General features: G+C 73.6%; 18 protein-coding genes and 3 tRNA genes. 7 read left to right on the forward strand and 14 right to left on the reverse strand.

The window, feature by feature from the left end; translation table 11 throughout:
• The first annotated feature begins 13 nt into the window (after nt 1–13).
• Nucleotides 14–1,072, forward strand: coding sequence for a LacI family DNA-binding transcriptional regulator (locus Q6348_RS00945; RefSeq protein WP_304599469.1), 1,059 nt, complete (start codon nt 14–16; stop codon nt 1,070–1,072).
• A gap of 27 nt (nt 1,073–1,099) precedes the next feature.
• Here the strand turns inward: Q6348_RS00945 and Q6348_RS00950 are convergent, their stop codons facing one another.
• The 6 genes from Q6348_RS00950 to Q6348_RS00975 all read right to left on the reverse strand — a co-directional run bounded on the left by Q6348_RS00950 (nt 1,100) and on the right by Q6348_RS00975 (nt 2,787).
• Nucleotides 1,100–1,516 carry a MaoC/PaaZ C-terminal domain-containing protein gene (locus Q6348_RS00950; protein ID WP_304599470.1) on the reverse strand — a complete coding sequence of 139 codons (417 nt, stop codon included), beginning with the start codon at nt 1,514–1,516 and terminating at the stop codon, nt 1,100–1,102.
• On the reverse strand, nt 1,513–1,962 hold the full coding sequence (locus Q6348_RS00955; RefSeq protein ID WP_304599471.1) for an FAS1-like dehydratase domain-containing protein: 450 nt from the start codon (nt 1,960–1,962) through the stop codon (nt 1,513–1,515). The genes Q6348_RS00950 and Q6348_RS00955 overlap by 4 nt, the downstream gene beginning before the upstream one ends.
• Before the next feature lie 11 nt (nt 1,963–1,973).
• On the reverse strand, nt 1,974–2,144 hold the full coding sequence (rpmG, locus tag Q6348_RS00960) for a 50S ribosomal protein L33 (protein WP_263578066.1): 171 nt from the start codon (nt 2,142–2,144) through the stop codon (nt 1,974–1,976).
• Between the two features lie 52 nt (nt 2,145–2,196).
• Nucleotides 2,197–2,273, reverse strand: a tRNA-Met gene (locus Q6348_RS00965).
• Nucleotides 2,274–2,303: 30 nt separating this feature from the next.
• Nucleotides 2,304–2,376, reverse strand: a tRNA-Thr gene (locus tag Q6348_RS00970).
• A 54-nt stretch (nt 2,377–2,430) separates the two neighbouring features.
• Nucleotides 2,431–2,787 (reverse strand): helix-turn-helix transcriptional regulator, encoded by a 357-nt coding sequence (locus Q6348_RS00975; RefSeq protein ID WP_304599472.1) that lies wholly within the window; start codon nt 2,785–2,787, stop codon nt 2,431–2,433.
• A gap of 86 nt (nt 2,788–2,873) precedes the next feature.
• Here Q6348_RS00975 and Q6348_RS00980 point away from each other — a divergent pair, with 86 nt between their 5' ends.
• Both Q6348_RS00980 and Q6348_RS00985 read left to right on the forward strand, forming a co-directional pair.
• Nucleotides 2,874–7,010, forward strand: coding sequence for a putative inorganic carbon transporter subunit DabA (locus Q6348_RS00980; protein ID WP_304599473.1), 4,137 nt, complete (start codon nt 2,874–2,876; stop codon nt 7,008–7,010).
• Nucleotides 7,003–7,863 carry a DUF6671 family protein gene (locus Q6348_RS00985; protein ID WP_304599474.1) on the forward strand — a complete coding sequence of 287 codons (861 nt, stop codon included), beginning with the start codon at nt 7,003–7,005 and terminating at the stop codon, nt 7,861–7,863. The genes Q6348_RS00980 and Q6348_RS00985 overlap by 8 nt, the downstream gene beginning before the upstream one ends.
• A gap of 47 nt (nt 7,864–7,910) precedes the next feature.
• Here the strand turns inward: Q6348_RS00985 and Q6348_RS00990 are convergent.
• A tRNA-Tyr gene (locus Q6348_RS00990) sits at nt 7,911–7,994 on the reverse strand.
• A gap of 124 nt (nt 7,995–8,118) precedes the next feature.
• Between Q6348_RS00990 and Q6348_RS00995 the strand changes: the two genes are divergently transcribed.
• Nucleotides 8,119–8,610 (forward strand): YajQ family cyclic di-GMP-binding protein, encoded by a 492-nt coding sequence (locus tag Q6348_RS00995; RefSeq protein ID WP_304599475.1) that lies wholly within the window; start codon nt 8,119–8,121, stop codon nt 8,608–8,610.
• 30 nt (nt 8,611–8,640) lie between these two features.
• Here the strand turns inward: Q6348_RS00995 and Q6348_RS01000 are convergent, their stop codons facing one another.
• The gene (locus Q6348_RS01000) at nt 8,641–9,126 is read right to left on the reverse strand and encodes a MarR family winged helix-turn-helix transcriptional regulator (RefSeq protein ID WP_304599476.1); all 486 of its coding nucleotides are present in this window, start codon (nt 9,124–9,126) and stop codon (nt 8,641–8,643) included.
• Nucleotides 9,127–9,150: 24 nt separating this feature from the next.
• Between Q6348_RS01000 and Q6348_RS01005 the strand changes: the two genes are divergently transcribed.
• Together Q6348_RS01005 and Q6348_RS01010 are read left to right on the forward strand one after the other, a co-directional pair.
• Nucleotides 9,151–11,124, forward strand: a complete 1,974-nt coding sequence (locus Q6348_RS01005) for a chloride channel protein (RefSeq protein WP_304599477.1) — start codon at nt 9,151–9,153, stop codon at nt 11,122–11,124.
• Nucleotides 11,125–11,168: 44 nt separating this feature from the next.
• Complete coding sequence (locus tag Q6348_RS01010; protein WP_304599478.1) at nt 11,169–12,977, forward strand: chloride channel protein; 1,809 nt, start codon at nt 11,169–11,171, stop codon at nt 12,975–12,977.
• A gap of 15 nt (nt 12,978–12,992) precedes the next feature.
• Here Q6348_RS01010 and htpX read toward each other — a convergent pair whose 3' ends face one another.
• Both htpX and Q6348_RS01020 read right to left on the reverse strand, forming a co-directional pair.
• Complete coding sequence (gene htpX, locus Q6348_RS01015; protein ID WP_304599479.1) at nt 12,993–13,862, reverse strand: zinc metalloprotease HtpX; 870 nt, start codon at nt 13,860–13,862, stop codon at nt 12,993–12,995.
• Nucleotides 13,863–14,000: 138 nt separating this feature from the next.
• Nucleotides 14,001–15,362, reverse strand: a complete 1,362-nt coding sequence (locus Q6348_RS01020) for an FAD-dependent oxidoreductase (protein WP_304601876.1) — start codon at nt 15,360–15,362, stop codon at nt 14,001–14,003.
• Nucleotides 15,363–15,483: 121 nt separating this feature from the next.
• On the opposite strand from Q6348_RS01020, the gene rarD reads away from it, so the two are divergent.
• The gene (rarD, locus tag Q6348_RS01025) at nt 15,484–16,422 is read left to right on the forward strand and encodes an EamA family transporter RarD (protein WP_304599480.1); all 939 of its coding nucleotides are present in this window, start codon (nt 15,484–15,486) and stop codon (nt 16,420–16,422) included.
• Here rarD and Q6348_RS01030 read toward each other — a convergent pair.
• The 4 genes from Q6348_RS01030 to Q6348_RS01045 all read right to left on the reverse strand — a co-directional run bounded on the left by Q6348_RS01030 (nt 16,398) and on the right by Q6348_RS01045 (nt 22,112).
• Nucleotides 16,398–17,558 carry an RDD family protein gene (locus Q6348_RS01030; RefSeq protein ID WP_304599481.1) on the reverse strand — a complete coding sequence of 387 codons (1,161 nt, stop codon included), beginning with the start codon at nt 17,556–17,558 and terminating at the stop codon, nt 16,398–16,400. The two genes, rarD and Q6348_RS01030, sit on opposite strands and share 25 nt — an antisense overlap.
• A 153-nt stretch (nt 17,559–17,711) precedes the next feature.
• Nucleotides 17,712–19,961: a transglutaminase-like domain-containing protein gene (locus Q6348_RS01035; RefSeq protein WP_304599482.1), complete on the reverse strand. Its 2,250-nt coding sequence runs from the start codon at nt 19,959–19,961 to the stop codon at nt 17,712–17,714.
• Entirely contained in the window at nt 19,958–21,145 is a 1,188-nt protein-coding gene (locus Q6348_RS01040; protein ID WP_304599483.1) for a DUF58 domain-containing protein, read from the reverse strand. The genes Q6348_RS01035 and Q6348_RS01040 overlap by 4 nt, the downstream gene beginning before the upstream one ends.
• 7 nt (nt 21,146–21,152) lie before the next feature.
• Entirely contained in the window at nt 21,153–22,112 is a 960-nt protein-coding gene (locus Q6348_RS01045; protein WP_304601877.1) for an AAA family ATPase, read from the reverse strand.
• Between the last annotated feature and the right edge of the window lie 19 nt (nt 22,113–22,131).

Here is a 22,131-nt window from a genome sequence, read left to right on the forward strand (position 1 = left end):
CCAGGCAGGTGAGATGACCGACCGCACCACCCTCGCGGACGTCGCCGCGGCGGCCGGGGTCTCGGTGTCCACGGCGTCCCTCGCCTTCTCCGGCGCGGGACCCATCTCCGCAGCGACCAAGGAACGCGTCCTGGCCGCCGCCACGGAGCTCGGCTACGCGGGGCCCAGCGCGCTGGGTCGCTCGCTGCGCTCCGGGCGCTCCGGGATCGTCGGGGTCGTGATCGGTGACCAGCTCCGGCGGTCGTTCCGCGACCCCGTGTCGGTACGCGTCCTGGACGGCCTGGCCGGATCCCTGGGCCCGCGCGGGCTCGGAGTGCTGCTGGTGCCCGCCACCGGGGACGAGGACGACGAGAACGACCCCTTGGTCGCGACGGCACCGCTCGATGCGGCGGTCCTGCTGTTCGGCGCGCGGCGCAGCTCCCCCATCCTCGGCGCGCTGCAGCACCGCGGCATCCCCGTCGTGCTGGGCGAAGGGCCGACCGGGCTCGGCCTCCCGGTGGTCGGGGTGGCCGATCGGCAGGGCACGCGACTGCTCGCCGAGCACCTGCGGGACCTGGGCCATGAGCGGATCGCCGTGGTCACGCTCCCGCTGGGCGGGGCGCGCCGGTGCGCGCCGGTGGATCCGACCCGGCTCGCGGAGATCGACTGCCCGCCGGCCGAGCACCGACTCGACGGGCTGCGCGACGCCGGGATCGAACCGGTGGCGGTCGTGGAGGCCGCCGCGTCCCTCGTCGAGGCCGGCACCGACGCGGGACGTGTCCTGCTCGACGTCGCCGACCCGCCGACCGCCGTGATGACCCAGTCCGACCTGCTGGCGGCGGGCGTGATCATCGCTGCGCGTGAGCTGGGCCTGCGAGTGCCGGAGGACGTCTCGGTCGCGGGCTTCGACGGACTGGACCTGCCGTGGCTGGCCCCGGACGTGCTGACGTCGGTGTCTCAGCCGTTCGCCGCCAAGGGTCAGGCCGTCGCGGAGATGGTCACCGCGATCCTCGCGGGTGAGCAGCCGGCGGACGTCGAGCTCCCCGTCGAGCTCCGCCTCGGTACCACCACAGGCCCACCACCAGCTGCATGACCCCGCCGCCCGGTGGTGATCACGGTGTCAGGGGGTGGGCAGGCTCACGAGGGCCTGGGCCTTGGCCAGGACCTTGACGCCGGCCGCCTCGACCACGAGGTCGACGCGGGCGGTGCCGGCGTCGACAGCACCCACGGTGGCCGTGATGGTCACGAGCGCGGCGCCGGGATCGGGCACCTCCACGGGGCGCGTGAAGCGCACGCCGTACTCGAGCACGCGGCCCGGATCCCCCAGCCAGTCCACCACGACGTTGATCGCGACCCCCATGGTGAGCATGCCGTGCGCGATGACGCCGGGCAGGCCCACCTCGCGCGCGAGCCGCTCGTTCCAGTGGATGGGGTTGCGATCGCCGCTCGCGCCCGCGTAGTGCACGAGATCCGCACGCGAGACCTCGACGGTGCGGATGCCGACCACCTGGCCGACCTCGACGGGCGTGCCGCTCATGTGCCGTCCCCCCGGACCGCGAGGGTGGAGACCACCGTGCTCACCGGCCGACCAGCACCGTCGACGAGCTCGCACCGGGTGGTGACCATCGCCAGGCCGGCGCGCTCGGTGATCGAGTCCACGTGCAGGACCGTCGTGATCTCGTCCCCCGCCACGATGGGACGGTGGTGGGTGAAGCGCTCTTCCGCGTGCACCACGCGGGAGAAGTCGATCCCCGCGGCCGGGTCGGCGATCAACTGGGCCTCGGCGGCCTGCGCGATCACCACCGCGAAGGTCGGCGGCGCAACCACGTCGGCGTACCCGATCTGTCGGGCTGCTTCCGGGTCCCGATGGCTCGGGTGGGTCGCTCCGACGGCGGACGCGAAGTCCCGCACGTGCTCACGCCCCACCAGGTACGGCGCGGTGGGCGGGTAGGCGCGTCCGGCGTAGCCCGCGTCGATCGGCATGGCCGATCCGGTCAGCGGGTCTCGCGGTGCGCGGTGTGCTTGCCGCAGCGCGGGCAGAACTTCGCCAGCTCGAGCCGGTCGGGGTCGTTCCGCCGGTTCTTCTTGGTGATGTAGTTCCGCTCCTTGCACTCGGTGCAGGCAAGCGTGATCTTCGGTCGGACGTCCTGAGTCTTGCTGGCCACGATTCACCTCTGCTGTCGTGCGTCGGCCGGGCGCGACCGATCTTGTCCTGAGTGGTAGCGGGGGCGGGACTCGAACCCGCGACACCACGATTATGAGCCGTGTGCTCTAACCACCTGAGCTACCCCGCCATTCCGGCACCCGCGCACAGGCACCGCCAGAGCCCCGAAAGGGAATCGAACCCTTGACCTTCTCCTTACCATGGAGACGCTCTGCCGACTGAGCTATCGGGGCAGCGCAGGCCAGGGTACAGGAGCCTGAGCGGCGGGCGAAATTGCGCCCCCGCCCTCAGTCGTCGGCGAAGATCTCGATCAGCTCGCCCACGCGATGCTCGCCCTCGGCCGGGTGGCGGAACTCCAGGTCCCCGTGCACGACGTAACGGTTGCGACGGCCGACCCGCTCCTTGGTGACGTAGCCCGCCACCTCGAGATCATGCACGATGCTCGCGGCCGAGCGCTCGGTGATCCGGGCGCGTTCCGCGATGTCGCGAAGGCGCAGGTCCGGCTCCCGGGCGATGAGCAGGAGCACGCGGCCGTGCGAGGTCAGCAGCGTCCAGCCCTGCCCCTCGCGCCGGCTCGCGGGCACAGGCTCGGCGGCCGGCCGGGTCCCCTCCGACCGGCCCGGGCGACGACCCGCGACGGACACAGCTCCATGGTGCCCGATCACGCCCCGCCCCGGCCCGTTCCGTGGGTCGATTTTACAGGAAACTTATTTCCTGTATCTTCCCTCCTATGTTCGCCCTCTCGGTCGCCCGCATCCCACCGGTAGCCCTGCTGCTCGCGGCGCTCGTCGCCCTCGGCAGGTCGCTGTCCGGCACCACCCCGGCCCTGGTCCTGGGACGGATGGACCTGGGCCCGCTCGGCACGGCCGACGTGGCATGGACCGTCGGCCCCGTCGAGGCCGCGCTCCTCGCCCTGGTGGCGGGCATCGGCACCGTCGTGACCAGCTACAGCGCCCGCAACCTCGTCGGCCAGCGGCGTCTGGTCCGGTACGCAGCGCTCGAGACCGCCGCCGTGGCGGGGCTCGCGCTCGCCGTGACGGCGTCCTCGCTGCCTGTGCTCGCCGCGGGCTGGACCCTGGGGACGTTCGCCCTGACGGGTCTGGTCTCCCACGCGGGCACGACGCAGGCCCGGCGCGCCGCGCGGCAGGTCAGGGCCCGACTGCTGGTGGGAGACGCGCTGCTCTGGGCCGCCGTCCTGCTGGCCGGCACACAGCTGGGCACGCTCGACCGGGCGGACCTCTCCGCGCGGGTCGCCCAGGCGCCCAGCTCCGTCGTCACCCTCACCGCACTGGCCGTCGTGGGCGCCGGAATGGTCCGCAGCGCGCTCGTCCCCGCGCACCGGTGGCTGCCCGAGACCGCCGAGGCGCCGTCGCCGGTGAGCGCGCTGCTGCACGCCGGCCTCGTCAACGGGGTCGGCGTGCTAGCCCTGCTGCTGTGGCCCCTGGTCGAGGCCGCGACCGCAGCCCGGGTGCTGCTCCTGCTGGCCGGTGCCACCACCGCGGTCGTCGCAACCGCCCAGCTGCGCACTCGCGCCGACGTCAAGGGAAGGCTGGCCGCGTCGACCTCCTCCCAGATGGGCTACCTGGCGATCCAGGCAGGTCTCGGGATCCCCGCGGGCGTCCTGGCCCACGTGATCGGGCACGGCGTGTGGAAGGCGTCTCTGTTCCTGGGAGCGGGCGGTGCCGTGGGACGTGCCAGGACGCGCGATGCGGCGGGTTCCGGGCATCGGCGGCTGCCGGTCGTGCTCGGCGCCGTGGTTGCGGCGACGGTGGGGCTCTCGGCGCTCGCGCCCGCGGCCTGGCTGCCCGCGCTGACCGCCCCCGCGGAGCTGCTCGTCCTGGTCATCGCGACGGTCGCCGCCTGGGTCGCGCTCGACGCCGTCGCCCGGCGTGACGCCCCGCTCCCGGCGCGCCTGCTCGCGTCCGGCCTGGTCCTGGCCGCGGTGGCCGGGTACCTGCTCGGGCTGCGCGCCCTCGGCCACCTGCTGGCCGACGTGGTCGGCGAACCCGCACCCTGGACCGGCCCGCAGGGCCCTGTCACCGCCGGGGCAGTCCTCGTGCTCGTCGTGACCGGCGTGGTCGCTGCGCGCATCGACGGCGCGGCCCGTGCCGGACGCCGGCCGCGGCTCGCGCGCCGGGCCGCCCGCAGCTCGCTACGGCCCACGACGCTGCGCGGGCGGTTCGCAGGCGCCCCCTCGGTCGCGATGCCGATCCCGCCGGTGACCGAGGCTGACGCCACGGCCGCGCGCCACGACCTGGACGGCGCGTCGTCGGTCGCCGGCGTCCTGTTCCCTCTCACGTCCTTCGTGGCGAGCAACCCTCTCGCCGGCCTCGAGGACCTCGACGTCGTGGAGGCCACCCGCGTGGCCGGCGACACGTGGGGGGCCGAGCCCGGACCGTCGGCGCGCGCGCTGCGGGACGCACAGGAGCGGGGGCGCCTCCAGGAGGCCGACCTCGCTGCGGCGCTCGAGGCAGGATCCGTCGAGGTCGGCGTCCGCCCGGACCTGCTCCGCGCACTGCTCGTCAGCGACGGTCCAGGAGCCCACGAGCTCGCGTGGGCGGTGGACGCGCTGGACCGGGCCGGGGTCGAGCCCGACCGCGCGCTGCGCACCCCGGTCCAGGTGCTGCTGCCCCACGCGCCGGAGGTCGCGGGCCGCGCCCGGGACCTGGCGAACCACTGCTGCGCCCGGTCCCTCGCCGGCACGGCCTGGCCCGGGGCGGCGGGTCCGTGGCAGGAGCTTCGCGCCCTGGATCTCGACGCACTCATCGGCGTGCGGGGCGCCGCGGACGTCGTCGCCGCGCTGCCTGCCGACGCCACCGGCGCGATCGCGGCGCTCCTCGAGCACTTGGGCGTGCACCCGCAGGACCGTCCTGCGCTGCTCGCCCGGGTCGTCGCCCGCGACCCGGGCTGGCCCGCGCACCTGCAGTGGCGTGCACGCCACGAGCGTCTTGGCCGGGAGGCCGGCCTCGACCTCCCGACGCAGGGTGCCGCCGACGCGCTCCTCGCCGAGCTGGTCGCGACGCGCCTGGCCCTCGACGTGGTCGTGGCCGAAGCGCATGCGCCACGCCTGCTCGGCCGACCGTTCGACCCGAGCGACCTCGTGCACGACTCGCACGACCGACTGGCCGGGCACCTCTCGACCCTGAGGCACGCCGGGCTGCTCGGAGCCGACCCCGGTCCCGCGGAGGTCCGCGCGGTGGCCGGCGAGCTCGCCGACCTGACGGCTGCCCGGCTGGCGAGCATGCGGGCCGAGGCCCTCGAGCGAGCGTTCCGGCGGACGCTGCTCGGCCCGGTGGCGGCCCGCGCGGAGCAGCCCGCAGCCGCGCCGGGGTCCGCTCAGCCGCCCGCGGCACAGCTGGTCACGTGCATCGACGTGCGGTCCGAGCGGCTGCGCCGCCACCTCGAGGCACTGGGGCCGTGGGAGACCCTGGGGGCCGCAGGGTTCTTCGGTCTCCCGGTCCAGCACAGCGGCCCGACGGGGACCGTGACCGAACGGACCCCCGCGCTGGTCCGGCCCGGCGCCGCGGTCACGGAACGGCGCGGCCCGACGCGCGGCCTCGCGGGCTGCGACGACGCGCTCGTCGCCGCCGCGCGTGCGGTCGAGGGCGCCGTAGGCCTGCCGTTCGGGTGGGCCGAGGCGGCCGGCTGGTTCTACGCGCCGTTCGTCCTGCTCACGACTCTCGCTCCGGCCGGCGCCCGCGCCCTGCGCGAGGTGGTCCGACGCGCCCTCGGCACGCCACGTCGCGGAACCCTCGACGTCGTCTCGGACGTGGGCGTGGACACGCTGGCCGATGCTGCGGCGGGCTTCCTGGCCACCCTCGGGAACCCCGACCTGGCACCGCTCGTGGTCATCGCCGGTCATGGCGGCGGGGTCACCAACAACCCGCATGTGGCCGCCTACGACTGCGGTGCGTGCGGAGGCGCCGCAGGGGACGTCAACGCGCGCGTCATGGTGCAGGCGCTGAACGACCCTCGGGTGCGTCGGGCCCTGGGCGAGCGGGGCGTCACCCTCACGCCGCAGACGCGCTTCGTCGCGGCGGTGCACGACACCACGCGCGACGTCGTGGCGGTCCTGGACCGCGAGGAGCTGCCCGACCAGTGGTCCTCGACCCTCGGCGACCTCGAGGCCGACCTGTCCCGCGCCGGGCACGCGGTCCGGCACGAGCGCCTGGCCCTGCTCCCCGAGGGCGCGCACCGCAACGGGCTCGGTCAGGTGCGCCGGCGCGCCGCGGACTGGGCCCAGCCCCGCCCGGAGTGGGGGCTGGCCGGGGCGGCCGCGATCGTCGTGGGACCGCGCGACCTCACCCGTGGTCTGGCGCTCGACGGACGGGTCTTCCTGCAGTCCTACCGGGCCGGGTCCGACCCCGACGGGGTGGTCCTCGAGCAGCTCCTCGCCGCTCCGGTGGTGGTGGCCCAGTGGATCACGGCGCAGTACTGGGCATCCACCGTCGACCCGCACCGCTTCGGCGCCGGGGACAAGACGACCCACAACGTCGTGGGCGACGGACCGCTCTCGGCCGTCGTGACCGGGGCGCGCGGTGACCTGCGACTCGGGCTCCCCTGGCAGGCCGTCTCGGCGACCTCCCCCGTCGCGAACCCCTCGACCGGGCAGGACCCGTGGACGGCAGCCACGCACCACGAGGCCCTCCGGCTCCTGGTCGTCGTGGCGGCCGAGCGGTCCACGGTCGACCGTGCCGTTCAGCGGCAGCCCGCTGTGGCCCGCCTCGTCTCGGGCGGGTGGATCACCGTGGCGGTCGTCGAACCCGGCTCCGGCGAGACATGGGTGATGCGGCGCGACGGCAGCTGGGTGGCCGAGGCCCTCCCGCTGGGCGAGGGAACCGTGCGCGAGACCGTCCGCGATGCTTGACGTGCCGCTCGGAGCCGTGGACCCGACCTATCGCGGCCGGGTCGCGGTGCTCGCCACCAAGCACGGGAAGGAGGCGCAGATCGCCCCTGCGCTGGCGCCGACGGGGCTGCTGGTGGAGGTCACCGAGATCGACACGGACCGGTTCGGCACGTTCACGGGCGAGGTCCCGCGCACCGGCAGCCCGGTCGAGGTGGCGGAGCGCAAGGCCCGCGCCGCCATGGCGGCGACGGGCCGGGACGCGGGCCTCGCCTCCGAGGGCAGCTTCGGCCCGCACCCGGGCGTTCCCGTCCTCACCGCCGACCTCGAGATCGTGGTGCTCGTCGACGACCTCCTCGGCGTCGTCGTCGCCGAGCAGGCGCTCAGCGTCGACACCGCCGCCACGTCGCGCACCGTGGCCCCCGGGGAGGACCTCTCGGAGCTCTGCGCCGCCGTCGGGTTCCCGGACCAGGCACTCATCTGTCGTCCGGCGGACGGCTCCCCCGACGGCATCGCCACAGGTCTCACCCGGCTGCCGGACCTCGACCGAGCGGTCCGGGACGCCGCGCGCGCGTCGGCCGACGGGCTCGCCCGGGTCGAGACCGATCTGCGAGCGCACCTGTGCCCGACCCGCCGTCGGGTCATCGCCGAGGCGGCCGAACGCCTCGCCGTGCGGCTGATGACGCGCTGCCCGCGCTGCTCGGTACCGGGTTTCGGGCTCACCCGGTCGGAGCAGGGACGGCCGTGCGGGCTGTGCGGGCTGCCGACCAGGGGGCCCGTGGCGATGGTCACGACCTGTTCGCGGTGCGAGCACCGCGAACGGGTCCCGGTCCCCGGGCCGGCCGATCCCGCCACGTGCACGTGGTGCAATCCCTGACGCGCACCCGGAGACGACGAACGCCCCGAGTCTCCTCGGGGCGTCGCTGGTGGCAGGTGAGGGATTCGAACCCCCGTAGCTCGCGCAACTGATTTACAGTCAGCTCCCTTTGGCCGCTTGGGTAACCTGCCGGGCCGACCACGGTCGGTGCGGATGGAAGGATAGCAACTCCCCGGGGGAGGTCCGCACGCCCAACGGGACCGGACCCGGCGCGAGAACGCCACGCCCCCGCTCGCCGCACCGGAAGGACACGCCATGGCATCCGACTCCTCGTTCGACGTCGTCAGCAAGGTCGACCGCCAGGAGGTCGACAACGCCCTCAACCAGGCGGCCAAGGAGATCTCCCAGCGGTACGACTTCAAGGGCGTCGGCGCCTCGATCGCGTGGAGCGGCGACATGATCGTCATGCTCGCCAACAGCGAGGAGCGCGTGAAGGCCGTCCTCGACGTCTTCCAGACCAAGCTGGTCAAGCGCGGCATCTCGCTCAAGGCCATCGACACCGGCGAGCCCAAGGCCTCCGGCAAGGAGTACCGCCTCGAGGCGACCCTCAGGCAGGGCCTGAGCAGCGAGAACGCCAAGGCGATCAGCAAGCTCGTGCGCGACGAGGGCCCCAAGGGCGTCAAGGCCACCATCACCGGTGACGAGGTGCGGGTGTCGAGCAAGAGCCGCAACGACCTGCAGGCCGTCATAGCCCTCCTCAAGGAGGCGGACCTGGACGTCGCGCTGCAGTTCGTCAACTACCGGTAGGAGCGCGCGGTCCTAGGGGCGTCCGGCCGGTCACATCCCGAGGGCCGAGAGCTCCCCCGGAGCCGGTCCACCCGCGGCACGGGTGAACGCCTCGAGCGCGTCGGCCAGGGTGGCGCGCTCGTCGTCCGCCATGCCCGCCAGGATCGCCGCGATCTCCTCGCGCCGCCGCGCGGTGACACGGTCCACCAGGTCCCGGCCGGCGTCGGTCAGCTCGATGAGCACCGTGAGCCGCGTGCCGGGCTCGTCGATCCGCTGCACCCAGCCGCCCGCGACCAGCCGGTCGGCGTTCCGGGTGAAGGTCGACGGGTGGATGCCCATCCGTTCCGCCACCACGCCCGAGCGCAGCGGACCCTCCGTGGCCAGCAGGACCAGGACCCGGTATTGCGGCAGGGAGACCTCGTCGAGCGCCTCGTTGAGCGACCGGGCGATCACGGCGAGCAGGGCCCGCGACGCATGCAGGGTGACGTCCGCCGCGCGGTCGAGGCCGACCGGTGGACCCTCGGGTCGAGTGGTCATGGGACGACATGCTACATTAGTTGTATGCCTACAAGTTCCGGAGTTGCCGCGCGCCTCGGCACGACCGCTCGGCAGCTCCGGAGCACCTCCGGCGCCCTGACCGTGATGGCTCTCGTGGTGGGAGCCACCACCGGTCTGGGCGCCGTCGTCTTCCGGTGGCTCATCACGCGCGCGACCTGGATCTTCACCGGTCACGCCGACTACTCCGCCGTCGGCCTCGGCAACCACCCCCCGCACCCGTGGGTGCCATGGCTGGGCTCCTGGTTCGTCGTCCTGGCACCCGTGGTCGGCGGGATCATCTACGGCCCGGTCATCCAGAAGTGGGCCAAGGAGGCCCGCGGGCACGGCGTCCCCGAGGTCATGCTCGCCGTCTCCCAGCGGGGCGGCCGGATCGAGGGCAAGGTCGCCGTCGTCAAGTCGCTCGCATCGGCGCTGTCCATCGGCTCCGGCGGCTCGGTCGGCCGCGAGGGCCCGATCGTGCAGATCGGCTCGGCGCTGGGCTCCCGCATCGCCCAGTGGGCACGGCTGTCGGAGACCAAGGTCCGCACGTTGGTGGCGTGCGGCGCCGCGTCCGGTATCGCTGCCACCTTCAACGCGCCCATCGCCGGGGTCTTCTTCGCCCTCGAGCTGCTGCTGCGCGACTTCACCGCCGAGTCGTTCGGCATGGTGGTCCTCGCCGCCGTCACCGCCTCCGTGATCGGGCGAGCGATCCTCGGCGACGTGCCCTTCCTCGAGCTGCCGACGTTCTCCGTGCACCACGCGGGCGCCTACCTGCTGTTCGCCGTCCTCGGCGTGATCGCCGGAGTCGTCGGCGTGCTCTTCACCCGGATCCTGTACGGCTTCGAGGACGTCGCGGACAAGATCTGGCGCGGCCCGGAGTGGGCCAGGCCGGCCGTCGGCGGCGTGCTGCTCGGCCTGCTCCTGCTCGCCGTCCCGCAGATGTACGGCGTCGGTTACCCCGTCCTGCAAGCGGGTGTGCACGGTGAGTTCGCGATCGCAGTGCTGCTGGGCCTCCTGGTGGCCAAGATGGTGGCGACCAGCCTGAGCATCGCGATCGGCGGCTCCGGCGGCATCTTCGCCCCGAGCCTGTTCATCGGAGGCATGCTCGGCGCCGCCTTCGGGGACGTCGCGTCCCAGCTGTTCCCCGGCATCGCCGGTCCCGCCGGCGCGTTCGCGCTCGTGGGCATGGGAGCGGTGTTCGCCGGAGCCGCGCGCGCCCCGATCACCGCGGTGCTCATCCTGTTCGAGCTCACCGGCGAGTACACCATCATCCTGCCGCTGATGCTCGCGATCGTGCTGGCCACGGGCGTGAGCCGGGCGCTGAGCCGGGACAGCATCTACACCCTGAAGCTGCGTCGGCGCGGCATCGAGATCGACTCCCGCGCCGCCGATCCCCGCCTGACCGACAAGACCCTCGGCGACGTCATGGAACCACCACCCGTCGCACTGTCCGACTCGGTGAAGCTCGAGGCCGCCGCACGTCGCCTGCTCTCCAGCGGCCGCGGGTCCCTGCCCGTGGTCTCCGAGGGCCTGCTCGTCGGCCAGCTACGGGCGGACAAGGTCGCCACCGCGATGGAGACCGAGGACACGGCCGGCACGTTGACCGTCGCGGACGTCCTCGACGACGTACCCCGCGCGCGCACCACGACTGTGCTGCGGCGCGGCCTGGACGCGTTGCGCCGTCACGAGTACCCCGACGGCGGCCTCGCCGTGACGGACGAGGAGGGGCGGCTCGTGGGCTGGGTCACGCACCGAACCCTGCTGCGCACCCTCACGGCGCCCCTCCCCGTGGCGCCGGCCGCGACCGCCGGGACCGCACTGGCCCGGCTGCGCTCCCCCCGGCGTCGGCCGCACGAGCCGCGCGTGCGGCGAGGACCGGCCCGACCGCGCTCCGGCGACGGCGACCCCGCCGCCCACCGCGACCCCGCCGCACACCGGGGCCCCGCCGCGGCTCCTGGGACCGAAGAGGGGCAGGCCACCGCGCCCGCCCGCCGCTGACTACGGACCCCTGGTCCGCCGAGAGGACGCCCATGGTGGGATTCGTGACCGCGATCGGTCGACGCATGCGCGCGGAGGTCGTCACCGCCGTCCTCGCACTCGCCGTCGGCGTGGTGGCGGGGCTCGGCGCGGTGGCGTTCAGGGCGCTGATCTCCCTGGTCCACAACCTGTTCTTCGGCGGCAGGCTCAGCCTGACCTACGACGCCCTCGTGCACACCGACCCCAGCCGGTGGGGCGTGGGCGTGATCCTGGTGCCGGTCGTCGGCGCTCTCGCGGTCGTGGTCCTGGTCAAGCGATTCGCGCCCGAGGCCAAGGGACACGGTGTGCCCGAGGTGATCGACGCGATCCACTTCAAGGGCGGCCGCATCCGTCCGCGCGTCGCGGGCGTCAAGGCCCTGGCCTCCTCGATCTCGATCGGATCCGGGGGCTCCGTCGGCCGCGAAGGACCGATCATCCAGATCGGCGCGACGTTCGGCTCGATCCTCGCCCAGTGGCTCAAGCTGCCCGAGTGGCAACGCCTGACCCTGATCGCGGCGGGCGGTGGCGGCGGCATCGCCGCCACGTTCAACACCCCGATCGGCGGCGTGATCTTCGCCGCCGAGATCCTCATCGTCGAGATCAGTGCCCGCACGCTGATCCCCGTGCTGATCGCCACGGGGACCGCGAGCGTGATCGCGGGACTGTTCTTCGGGGACCAGCCCTCGTTCGTCATCCCCGCGCTCACCATCGACCCGCCCGCCGTGTCCCCGATGTCACTGGTGGGCTACAGCCTGCTGGCCATTCTCCTCGGCCTGGTCGGCTGGCTCTACACCCGGTCGATCTACTGGGCCGAGGACCTGTTCGACCGGCTCCCGGTCAACGACTACCTCCGGCACGTGATCGGCATGCTCGTGGTCGGCGTCACGATCTACCTGCTCATGGCACGCACCGGGCACTACTGGATCGAGGGCGTCGGCTACGCCACGATCCAGGAGATCCTGCAGGGCACCCTCACGGCCGCCGGGTTCATGGTGCTGCTGGCTGGGCTCAAGCTGCTGTCCACGTCGTTGACCCTGGGCTCGGGGGCGTCCGGCGGCGTCTTCTCACCCGCGCTGTTCATCGGTGCGACGCTCGGCGCAGCGTTCGCGACCGTGGTCGACGCCGTCGCTCCCGGGATGCACCTCAACCCCGTCAACGCGGCCGTCGTCGGGATGGCGTGCATGGTAGGTGCGAGCACCGGAGCCGCCGTGACAGCCGTCGTGATGACCTTCGAGATGACCCGGGACTTCCAGGTCCTCATCCCGCTGATCGTCGCGGTCTCGCTGGCCTACCTGGTGCGACGCTCGCTCATGTCGGACACCATCTACACCCTCAAGCTGTCCCGCCGTGGACAGCAGCTGCCGGCCGCGCTGCAGAGCTCCCTGTACCTGACGCGCCGGGCGGTCGACTTCGTCCACGCGCCGTTCGTCGTCAAGCCCGCGGACGCCACCCTGTCGGACCTGCCCCTGACCTGGGGGCGCCGGAACAGCCACATCGTGCTGGCCGGGCCGGACGGAGGGGTCGCCGGCGTGGTGACCGCGCACCGCATCGGCGAGGCGCGTCGCTCGCAGCGCTCACCGGCGACCCCGCTGCTGGACCTGGCCGGTACGAAGCCCACCTTCGCCCCTGCGGACGCGCAGATCGTCGACCTCATCGGGGTGCTGCGCGGCAGCGGCGTCCACCTCACCGTGCTCACCGAGGACGGGGCGCGCGCGCCGGCTCGCGCGGTCAAGGGCGTGCTCACCCACGAGGACGTCGTGGAGGCCACCAACATGGCTCAGACGCTGCGACGCACGCCCGTCGCCCGGACGGACATCGCGGGCCCGGACGACTGATCTCGGCCGGACGCCTCAGGCGTCCGGGTAGCCCGCCATCTGGCGCAGCCGGGCGATCCGGTCCGCCATCGGCGGGTGGGTCGCGAACAGCTTGGCCATCCCGCCGGCCTTGAACGGGTTGGCGATCATCAGGTGCGAGACGTCGACCAGGTCCCGGGTCGCCGGCAGCGGGGCTCGCGCCGTCCCGGCGTCCAGCTTCTCCAACGCCGACGCCAGCGCGAGGGGGTCGCCGGTCAACCGTGCGCCGTCCTCGTCGGCGTCGTACTCCCGGGTGCGAGAGATCGCGAGCTGGATCATCATCGCCGCGATCGGCGCCAGGAAGACCAGGGCGATCGCGCCGATGGGGTTGTTGCTGCGGTTGCCGCCGCCGAAGAAGAGCAGGAACTGCGCCACCGCCGTGATCAGCCCGGCGATGGCTGCCGCAACCGAGGACGTCAGGATGTCCCGGTTGTAGACGTGCATGAGCTCGTGCCCGAGCACCCCGCGCAGCTCGCGCTCGTCGAGCATCCGCAGGATGCCTTCCGTGCAGCACACCGCGGCATGCCGAGGGTCCCGCCCGGTCGCGAACGCGTTGGGGGCGGCGGTCGGCGAGATGTACAGAGCGGGCATCGGCTGCCGGGCCTGCGTGGACAGCTCGCGCACGATCCGGTACATCTCCGGGGCCTCGAGCTCGCTGACCGGATAGGCGTGCATCGCCCGGATGGCGATCGAGGCGGAGTTCCAGTAGCCGTACGCCGTGCCGACCACCCCCAGGCCGGCGAACAACCACAGGAAGGCCGAGCTCCCGGCCGCGTTGGCCACCAGGTAGCCCACGCCCAGCAGCACGGCCCACAGGAAGCCGAACAGACCTGCGGTCTTCAGGCCGTTGAAGTGCTGCCGTCCCACGTGAACCCTCCTGCCCGACGTACGCACCGCACCGCGGCGGCTGCCCACGTCAACGTTCCACAGGCTGGCACGGTTCCCTGCGGGCCGGCCCGGAACGGGGTGGACGTCGGCTGTGCGAACCCGGTGCGGGCGCCGGGCTCAGGCCTCGCCGCGCATCACACGCAGCATGTCCTCGCGAGGCACCAGCTTGATCCGCTCGCGGCCGTGCGGCTCGCCGAGCGACTGCTCGTACGCGTCGAGCAGCACCCACCCGGACCACTCGATGTGTCCGACACCCCGGCTCGCCAGCAGCTGCGTCACCGCTCCCGGGTCGGGCTCGGCCGCACGCGGCAGCGCGGGCGCGTCCTGGACCAGGTGCCCGATCGTCTCGGTCGCGTCGGACTTGGTGTGCCCGATGAGCCCGACCGGGCCCCGCTTGATCCACCCTGTGGTGTACACGCCGGTCAGGTGCTCGCCGTCGGGCCCCACGACGCGGCCCTCCCGGTTGGGGATCACACCGGCGACCTCGTCGAACGGGAGACCCGGCACGGGGGACCCGAAGTAGCCGACGGCACGGTAGACGGCCTCGACCGGCCAGTCGTGCAGCTGACCGGTCCCGGCGGCGGTCCCGTCACCCGTGAGCGTGGTCCGCTCGGTCCGGATCCCGGTCACCCGGTCCTCGCCGAGCACTGCGACCGGGCGGTGCAGGAAGTGCAGGTGGATCCGCCGGCTCGCGGTCAGGTCCTCCGGTTCCTTCAGCGTCCAGTCCGTCAGGGTCTTGACCACCTGCTTGGTCTGGTTGGAGGAGTGGATGGCGGCCATCGACCCCTCGTCGAACTCGAAGTCCTCGGGATACACCACCACGTCGACGTCGGGCACCTTGCCCAGCTCGCGCAGCTCCAGCGGCGAGAACTTGACCTGGGCCGGACCGCGGCGGGCGAACACGTGCACGTCCGTGACGGGGTTCGCCTCGAGGATCCGGTGCACGTTGTCCGGGATCTCCGTGGGCAGCAGGTCCTCGGCGTGCTTGGCGAGCATCCGCGCGACGTCGAGCGCGACGTTGCCCGCGCCGATCACCGCGACGTGCTGCGCCTCGAGCGGCCACGTCCGCGCCACGTCCGGGTGACCGTCGTACCAGGACACGAAGTCCGCCGCGCCGTAGGACCCCGGCAGGTCGATCCCGGGGATCGGCAGCTCCGCGTCCCGGATCGCGCCCGTGGCCATGACCACCGCGTCGTAGTAGCGGTGCAGCTCGGCGACGGCGATGTCCGTCCCCACGTCGACGTTGGCCAGCAGCCGGATGTCGCCGCGCTCGAGGATCTTGTGCAGCGCGACGATGATCTGCTTGATGCGAGGGTGGTCCGGAGCGACGCCGTAGCGCACCAGGCCGAACGGCGCAGGGAGGCGCTCGATCAGGTCGATGCTCACGTCCAGGCCGGTCTTGGACAGGATGTCCGCGGCGTAGATGCCGGCAGGGCCGGCGCCGACCACGGCGACGCGCAGGGGACTCACGCGGGACAACACCTTCCGACGAGGGTCAGCCGCGCGCGTGTGCTGCGCGACCGACGGACCAGTCTAGGCGCCAGGGCCGCCTCCTGGACGCCGACGACCACCGCGCGGTCACGCGCGTAGCGTCTGGTCCGTGGCCGCAGGCACCCCTCCCCGTCCGGGCACCCGGACGCAGAGTGACGGGTCCGGGCTCGCCCAGGGTCTCGGCGCATACCTCTGGTGGGGTTTCCTCCCGCTGTACTTCCCGCTCCTCGCGCCGGCCGGCTCCGTCGAGATCATCGCCCACCGGGTGCTGTGGTCGCTCGTGTTCTGCCTCGTCGGCCTCGCGGTGACCGGCACGCTGCGCCGAGCGCTCGACGTGCTGCGCTCCCGCGCGACCCTGGCCCGGCTGGCCGCCGGCGGGGTGCTGGTGGCCGGCAACTGGCTGGTCTTCGTCTACGCGGTGCTCTCCGACCACACGGTGGACGCTGCGCTCGGGTACTACATCAACCCGATCCTCACGGTGGTCCTGGCCGTGCTGGTGCTGCGCGAGCGGCTCCAGCCCGCGCAGTGGGCCGCGGTGGGGCTCGGTACCACCGCCGTGCTGGTGCTCACGGTCGGTCTCGGACGCCCCCCGTGGATCTCCCTGGCCCTGGCCGGCTCCTTCGGCCTCTACGGGCTGATCAAGAACCGGGTGGGTCGCAGCGTGCCGCCGTTGACCGGTCTCGCGGTCGAGACCGCGGTGCTCGCCCCGCTCGCCCTCGTCTGGCTCCTGGCGGTCCTGCACGGCGGATCGTTCGCGACGGGACCCTGGCACGCGCTCGCCCTGGCCGGGGCCGGCGTGGTCACCGCGGTACCGCTCTTGCTGTTCGCCGGCGCCGCGAGGCGGCTCCCGCTGTCGGTCGTGGGCCTGCTGCAGTACCTCACGCCGACCATGCAGTTCGTGATCGGCGTGGTGGTGTTCGGCGAGCGCATGCCCGCGGCCCGGTGGTGGGGCTTCGCGCTCGTGTGGGCGGCCCTGGTCATCCTCACCGCGCACGGGCTGCGGGCCGGGCGGCTCGCTCGCCGTCAGCCCGCGACGGTCAACCAGTAGTCGCCGAACGCGACCGACGCGCCCACGGGGACCCGGACCTTCTGCTCCGGCGCGCACAGGATCTGCTGGCCGTCCTCCAGGGTCACCACGGTGCCGTTCGTGGAGTTGCGGTCCCGCAGCCACACGCCGGCGCCGTCGACGCCGATGGCCAGGTGGGTCTTGGACACCGATCGGCCCCGGTCCACCACCGCGATCACCTGCACGGGAAGTCCCTCACCCTCGCGCGGCGCGGGGTTGCGGCCCACCAGGGCGGTCCCCTCGAGCACGACCACCCGGTTGTCCCACAGCAGCAACGTCGCGCGCGGACGGGTCTGGGCCCTCGTGGGCGCGTAGGCGACCCTGGACCTGGCCTCGCGCATCGAGGTGCGCTCCAGGTCCTCGGGCAAGCCGCGGGAGGAGCCGCTCGCCCGCTGCACGTGTGGCGCCCGCGGGACGACCCTGGTGCCCTGGGCGACCGTCGTGGGCGCCGCGACGGCGGCCACCTCTCGCTCGCCCTCGACCGCGGGCCCGCCGTTCGGCACGACCCCGGGAGGCGCCGCGGCCTCGGTCGTCGTGACGGGCGGTGCGGAGGCCTCCGGCGACCGTGCGCGGCCCGGCGCAGCGCGGTGGCGACGCCGGTCGTCGTCCCCGAGCAGGGACTGCAGGCGTTCGGTGGCCTGTCGCGGCGTGGGGGGTGCGTGCACCGGGTCCACGCCGATGTTCACGTCGAACACGACGTCCCCGACCAGACGGTCCTGCCAGCCCTGCCGCCGGGCGTTGCGCCGCGCCGAGGCCGTCATCAGCAGGCCGACGAGCACCGTCGACCACGCGACCAGCACACAGAGCTCGCGCGCGAAGGCCCGGCCCAGGCCGATCGGCCGCCCGTCGCCCGCCGCGAGCACCCGGAGCCCGGTCAGGACCCGGCCGAGCGTGTACCCGCGGCGGCCCAGCAGCGACCACTGCACCACGCCCTGCCCTGCCAGCGCGACGAGGCCCAGCACCGTCATCGCACTGACCTGGGGCTCGCCCGCCCGCTGCTGACCGAGGACCCCGCCGACCACCAGGCCACCGCCCAGCACCAGGGCCGCGACGAGGTCGATGAGGCGCGCGAACGCTCGCTTGCCCAGGCTCGCCGGGACGGACCCTGCTGCGGGCATCCGGCTCACCTCCGTCCGGTCCGGCGAGTGGTGGCCGCGCCCGCGGGGGGCGGGCGGGCTCTGGACCCGACATCGGCACTGCCACCGTCCGACATGAGTCCGATCGGGTGAACATTCCGTGCAGGTGCGCCCGGGCCGGGCTGCCGGGCCCGGTCAGCGCGCCCCGCGCAGGGACGCCCAGGTCCACCATGATCGCCAGCGCACGCGGCGCGGCACGGCACGGCGCATCGCCCCGACAGCGTTGTCGACCTGCGTCCAGTACGCCTCCACCTCGGCCTCGGTGGGGCTGCGTCCCGAGAACACCACGGCGTCGGCGCGCGCCGCGAGCGTGGCCACCGGGCCCCCGATGCCCGCCGAGCGCCGGCCACCATCGGCGGGTCTCGTCCCGGCCGGCCCGAAGGAGCCGGCCAGCGCGACCGCGATCTCGCGGCGGGTTGCCTGGTCCGGGACGTCGCGACGCAGGTCCGTCGCGCGGTCGAGCACCTCGTCCCACCCGCCGATCACGCGCCGCACCCCGTCCTCGGCTCGCCGCCGACGACGACGCCGTCGACCCTTGAGCAGTGCGAGCAGCAGCGGGGGGCCCAGCACCAGGAGTGTCGGGACGCCTCCGAGCAGCGCGGCCCGACGCAGCACGAGGAGCACCTCCGAGGGCTGGGACCGGTCCTGGTTGTCGTCCGTGGTGGGCTGCTCGGTGTCGTCGTCCGGCGCGGTCACCGGGTCCTGCGGAGGAGGCGGGGGCTGGCGGACGGCGGGGTCGGCCGCCGCCTGCTGGGGTGAGGTGTCCTGGCGTGGCGTCCGGCTCTGGTCCGGCGTCGGGAAGAAGCTCACCCACCCGTAGCCGGCGAAGTCGACCTCGACCCACGCCTGGATGTCGGACCCCGTGAAGGTGATCGCCGGGTCGCCCGCGACGGCGGGGTCGGGCACGAAGCCGAGGACCACCCTCGACGGCAACCCCATCTCCCGTGCCATCAGGGCCATCGCGGAGGCGTACTGCTCACCGTCCCCGACCATGGTCGTGCCGAGCAGGTCGGTGATCCGGTTGGCGCCGTGCCCGGACAGCGAGGGCGTGTCACCGCGGTCCACCAGACCGTGGCTGAAATACCCGTCGGTGGACAGCTCCTCCTCCAGAGACCGGGCGATCAGGCCCGGCGACCCTGCGGTCCCTGCGATCTGCGCCGCCCTGGTGCGCACCATGTCCGGCACCTCCTGCGGCTTGGGAAGCACCACGCGCGCCGTCGTCGCCCGGTCCAGGTCCGGCTCGGTCGGGACGGTCGGCACCACGACGTCCTCGGTCCACTCCAGGCCCCGCGGGACCCCGTCCACCAGCGCGGCCGTGCCCGTCGCGTCGTTGTACCGCAGCTGCGAGCGCAGGGCACCGTCCCCGCCGGAGAAGGTCACCTGCTTGGCCCACCCCACGGTCGGCAGCCAGACGAACGGCAGCGCACCCGCCTCGAACCGCACCGTTGCGCGCTGCCCGACACGGCGCAGCGGGTCGACCTCGCTCCCCACCCGGCGGAACGAGCCGGAGCCCTCCGCGGCCGCGGCCCCGGCGACGTCCCACACCACGCCGTCGAAGGCGTCCATGGTTGCCAGCCGCACGGTCGCTCCCTCAGGCAGGCCGCGGACGGTCAGCAGGTCCGTGTCGCCCCAGTCCTTGACGAAGGCGCGAAACGCCGACAACGGGCTGGGCTGGTCCGCCGGGTCGAACGGCGGCACGATCTCGTCCCGGGTCACGAACCGGGCGCGCTGCTCGGCGAGCCATGGGGCGGTCACCGACCCGAGCGCCGTCACGACCGCGGCCACCAGCGCGATCGACACCACCCGGCGCGGTGCGAGCGTGCCGGAGCGCCACGAGACCCAGCTCACCAGGCTCAGCACCATGCCGACCCCGGCGGCGACCGGAAACACGGCGACCTTCGTGCTGAGCACCACGCAGACCACCAGGACGGCGAGCGGGACCAGGGCGGCCAGGGCGCCGGCACGCCGGGTGCGCAGGGCCAGGCTCAGTGCACCGAGGGAGCCGACGAGCGCCAGCAGGAACGGGGCCGCCAGGACCGTCCCCGCGGTCCCGAGCTGCGGCTCGAGGGTGAGCACCTGCTTCCACGCGGTCACCGCCGCGGTCAGCAGGTCCACCGTGCTGCGGGCGCTGGGCAGCGGCCCGCGCGTCGCGTCCCCCACCACCGCGGGTCCCACCAGGAGGTAGGCCGCGAGCGCCGCGGCGATCGTGACCGCGGTCCCCCACCGCAGGTGCGCCGCGACCACGGCGAGCCCCGCGCCGCAGATCAGCCCGGCGAGAACCGGTGCGACCAGCGCCCGGGCACCGAAGACCGGGATCACGGGCAGCATCGCGAGCGCGAGGCTCACCGTGAGCACCACGACGTCGATCTCGGGACGGCGCCTCATGTACCCACCACCCGTCGCAGCAGCAAGGGCAGGTCCTCGAGCGCACCCAGCCGGGCCACGGCGAGCGAACCGCGCGCGGTGACCTCCGTGGTGTCCCCGCTCCGGCACGTCAGCAGCAGGGTGGGGGCACCACCGCGCAGCCGCTCGGCGGCCGCTCGCAGCACGGGAAGCTCGGGCACGGACCCGGTGATCAGGACCACGACGGACGCGTCAGGGGCGTCCGAGGAGATCCAGGGCACCAGTGCGGTCGCGGCGCGACCCCCGGGGCTGGTCGTCACGCGCGCCACGTCGTCGAGCAGGGCTCCTGCCTCATGCGTGCGCAACCGCGAGCCCGCGAGGAAGGTCAGGCTCCGGTCCTCCCGGAGTGCGGACACCCCGATCGAGGCGGCAGCTGCCACCGCCAGCTCGAGCTCGTCCTCGTCGCGGTAGTCCGCTGCGCAGGTGGCGAGCGCGACGGCCGTGTGCGTGCGGCGGGTGTCCTCGAACTGGCGCACCATCAGAGTCCCGGTCCGCGCCGTCGTCTTCCAGTGGATGTGACGCCGGTCATCACCGGGCTCGTAGTCGCGCAGCGCGTGGAACGACAGGTCCGAGTTGGACACCACCCGGGTCGGTCGACCCTCGAGGTCGCGCAGGACCCCAGCGGCCGCGCCGGTCAGGGGGACGAGCACCGGGTGCACGCAGACCTCGACCGTCCCGGTCCACGCCACTCTCCTGGCGATCAGGCCCCACGGGTCCCCGCGGACCGAGCGCACCGGGCCCACCTGCACGACCGACCGCCGCGTGGTGGGGATCGAGAACAGCTCCTCGTGACGAGCGCCGGGGCGCAGCCACGGCAGCGGGAACTCGGCGACCTGCCGTCCGACGGGGAGCTCGATGCGGGCCGGCAGGAGCCGCCTGCGAGCCCTGCTGCGCACCTCGACCCTGCCGGTCACGCGCTGGCCCACGGTCACCCGGCGGTCCACGACCTCCAGGTCGACGTCGTAGGTCGAGCGGCCGAGAGTCAGGGCAACCGCCAGAGCCGCCATCCCCAGCAGCCCGAGGCCCACCACCAGCAGCTCGAGCCAGCCGAGCCACCAGCCGGCGCCGGACAGCACGGCCCCGAGCCCGAGCACGGCCCAGCCGAGCCCGGACACCGACCTCAACGGTCGTACCAGGGCCCTCAGGCGTCGGACGGGCAGTCGCATGGTCTCGTCAGCCTCTGGTCGCCGGCGGGGCGGTCTCGGCGAGCACGCGGGCGACGACCTGGCGCGCGGTGACGCCGGCGAACTCGGCCTCGGTGTCCAGGATCAGCCGGTGCGCGAGCACCGGTTCCGCGAGGAGCTTGATGTCGTCCGGGATCACGTAGCCGCGCCCCTGCGAGGCGGCCCACACCTTGGCCAGCCGCACCAGCGCGAGCGATCCGCGGACCGAGGCCCCGACGACCGTCTGCGCATCCTCCCGGGTCGCCTCGGTCAGCCGGGCCACGTAGTCGAGGACGACGTCCTCGACGTGCACGGTCGTGGCCAGGTCCGACATCTCCGCGACGGCCTGAGTGGTGATCTTGGGAAGCAGACTCTTCGTCCGGTCGCGGTCCGACGCGCCGGACAGGATCCGGACGGTCGAGGCCCGGTCCGGGTAGCCGAGGGAGGTCTTGACCAGGAACCGGTCCAGCTGGGCCTCGGGGAGCCGGTAGGTGCCGGCCTGCTCGATGGGGTTCTGGGTGGCGATCACCATGAAGGGGCGGCCGACCTGGTGGGAGACCTTGTCCACGGTGACCCGGGCCTCCTCCATGACCTCCAGCAGGGCGGACTGGGTCTTGGGCGAGGCACGGTTGATCTCGTCGGCCAGCACGACCGAGGCGAACACCGGTCCCGGGTGGAAGTCGAACGAGCGTGAGCCCTGGTCGTAGATCGTCACGCCGGTGACGTCGCTGGGCAGCAGGTCCGGCGTGAACTGGATCCGGCTGTGGGTGCCCTGGACGGTCGCGGCGATCGCCTTGGCCAGCGACGTCTTCCCGGTCCCCGGTGCGTCCTCGAGCAGGAGGTGCCCGTCGGCGATCATGCAGGTCAGGGCGAGACGCACCGCGTGCTCCTTGCCGAGCAGCGCCTGACCGATGTTCGCGACGAGCTCGTCGAAAGTCTGCGCGAACCACGCACTCTGCTCGGCGGACATGCTCACGGGGATTCTCCTG

It is taken from the genome of Actinotalea lenta, assembly GCF_030586465.1.
GTDB lineage: Bacteria > Actinomycetota > Actinomycetes > Actinomycetales > Cellulomonadaceae > Actinotalea > Actinotalea lenta.

Bases quoted from the DNA above. Each gene is read 5' to 3' on its own strand.
- Q6348_RS00955 (WP_304599471.1), bottom strand. From the start codon at position 1,962: ATGCCGATCGACGCGGGCTACGCCGGACGCGCCTACCCGCCCACCGCG.
- Q6348_RS00945 (WP_304599469.1), top strand. From the start codon at position 14: ATGACCGACCGCACCACCCTCGCGGACGTCGCCGCGGCGGCCGGGGTC.
- Q6348_RS01035 (WP_304599482.1), bottom strand. From the start codon at position 19,961: ATGAGGCGCCGTCCCGAGATCGACGTCGTGGTGCTCACGGTGAGCCTC.
- Q6348_RS01045 (WP_304601877.1), bottom strand. From the start codon at position 22,112: ATGTCCGCCGAGCAGAGTGCGTGGTTCGCGCAGACTTTCGACGAGCTC.
- Q6348_RS00950 (WP_304599470.1), bottom strand. From the start codon at position 1,516: ATGAGCGGCACGCCCGTCGAGGTCGGCCAGGTGGTCGGCATCCGCACC.
- Q6348_RS00985 (WP_304599474.1), top strand. From the start codon at position 7,003: ATGCTTGACGTGCCGCTCGGAGCCGTGGACCCGACCTATCGCGGCCGG.
- Q6348_RS00995 (WP_304599475.1), top strand. From the start codon at position 8,119: ATGGCATCCGACTCCTCGTTCGACGTCGTCAGCAAGGTCGACCGCCAG.
- Q6348_RS00980 (WP_304599473.1), top strand. From the start codon at position 2,874: ATGTTCGCCCTCTCGGTCGCCCGCATCCCACCGGTAGCCCTGCTGCTC.
- Q6348_RS01000 (WP_304599476.1), bottom strand. From the start codon at position 9,126: ATGACCACTCGACCCGAGGGTCCACCGGTCGGCCTCGACCGCGCGGCG.
- Q6348_RS01030 (WP_304599481.1), bottom strand. From the start codon at position 17,558: ATGCCCGCAGCAGGGTCCGTCCCGGCGAGCCTGGGCAAGCGAGCGTTC.
- Q6348_RS01040 (WP_304599483.1), bottom strand. From the start codon at position 21,145: ATGCGACTGCCCGTCCGACGCCTGAGGGCCCTGGTACGACCGTTGAGG.
- Q6348_RS01005 (WP_304599477.1), top strand. From the start codon at position 9,151: ATGCCTACAAGTTCCGGAGTTGCCGCGCGCCTCGGCACGACCGCTCGG.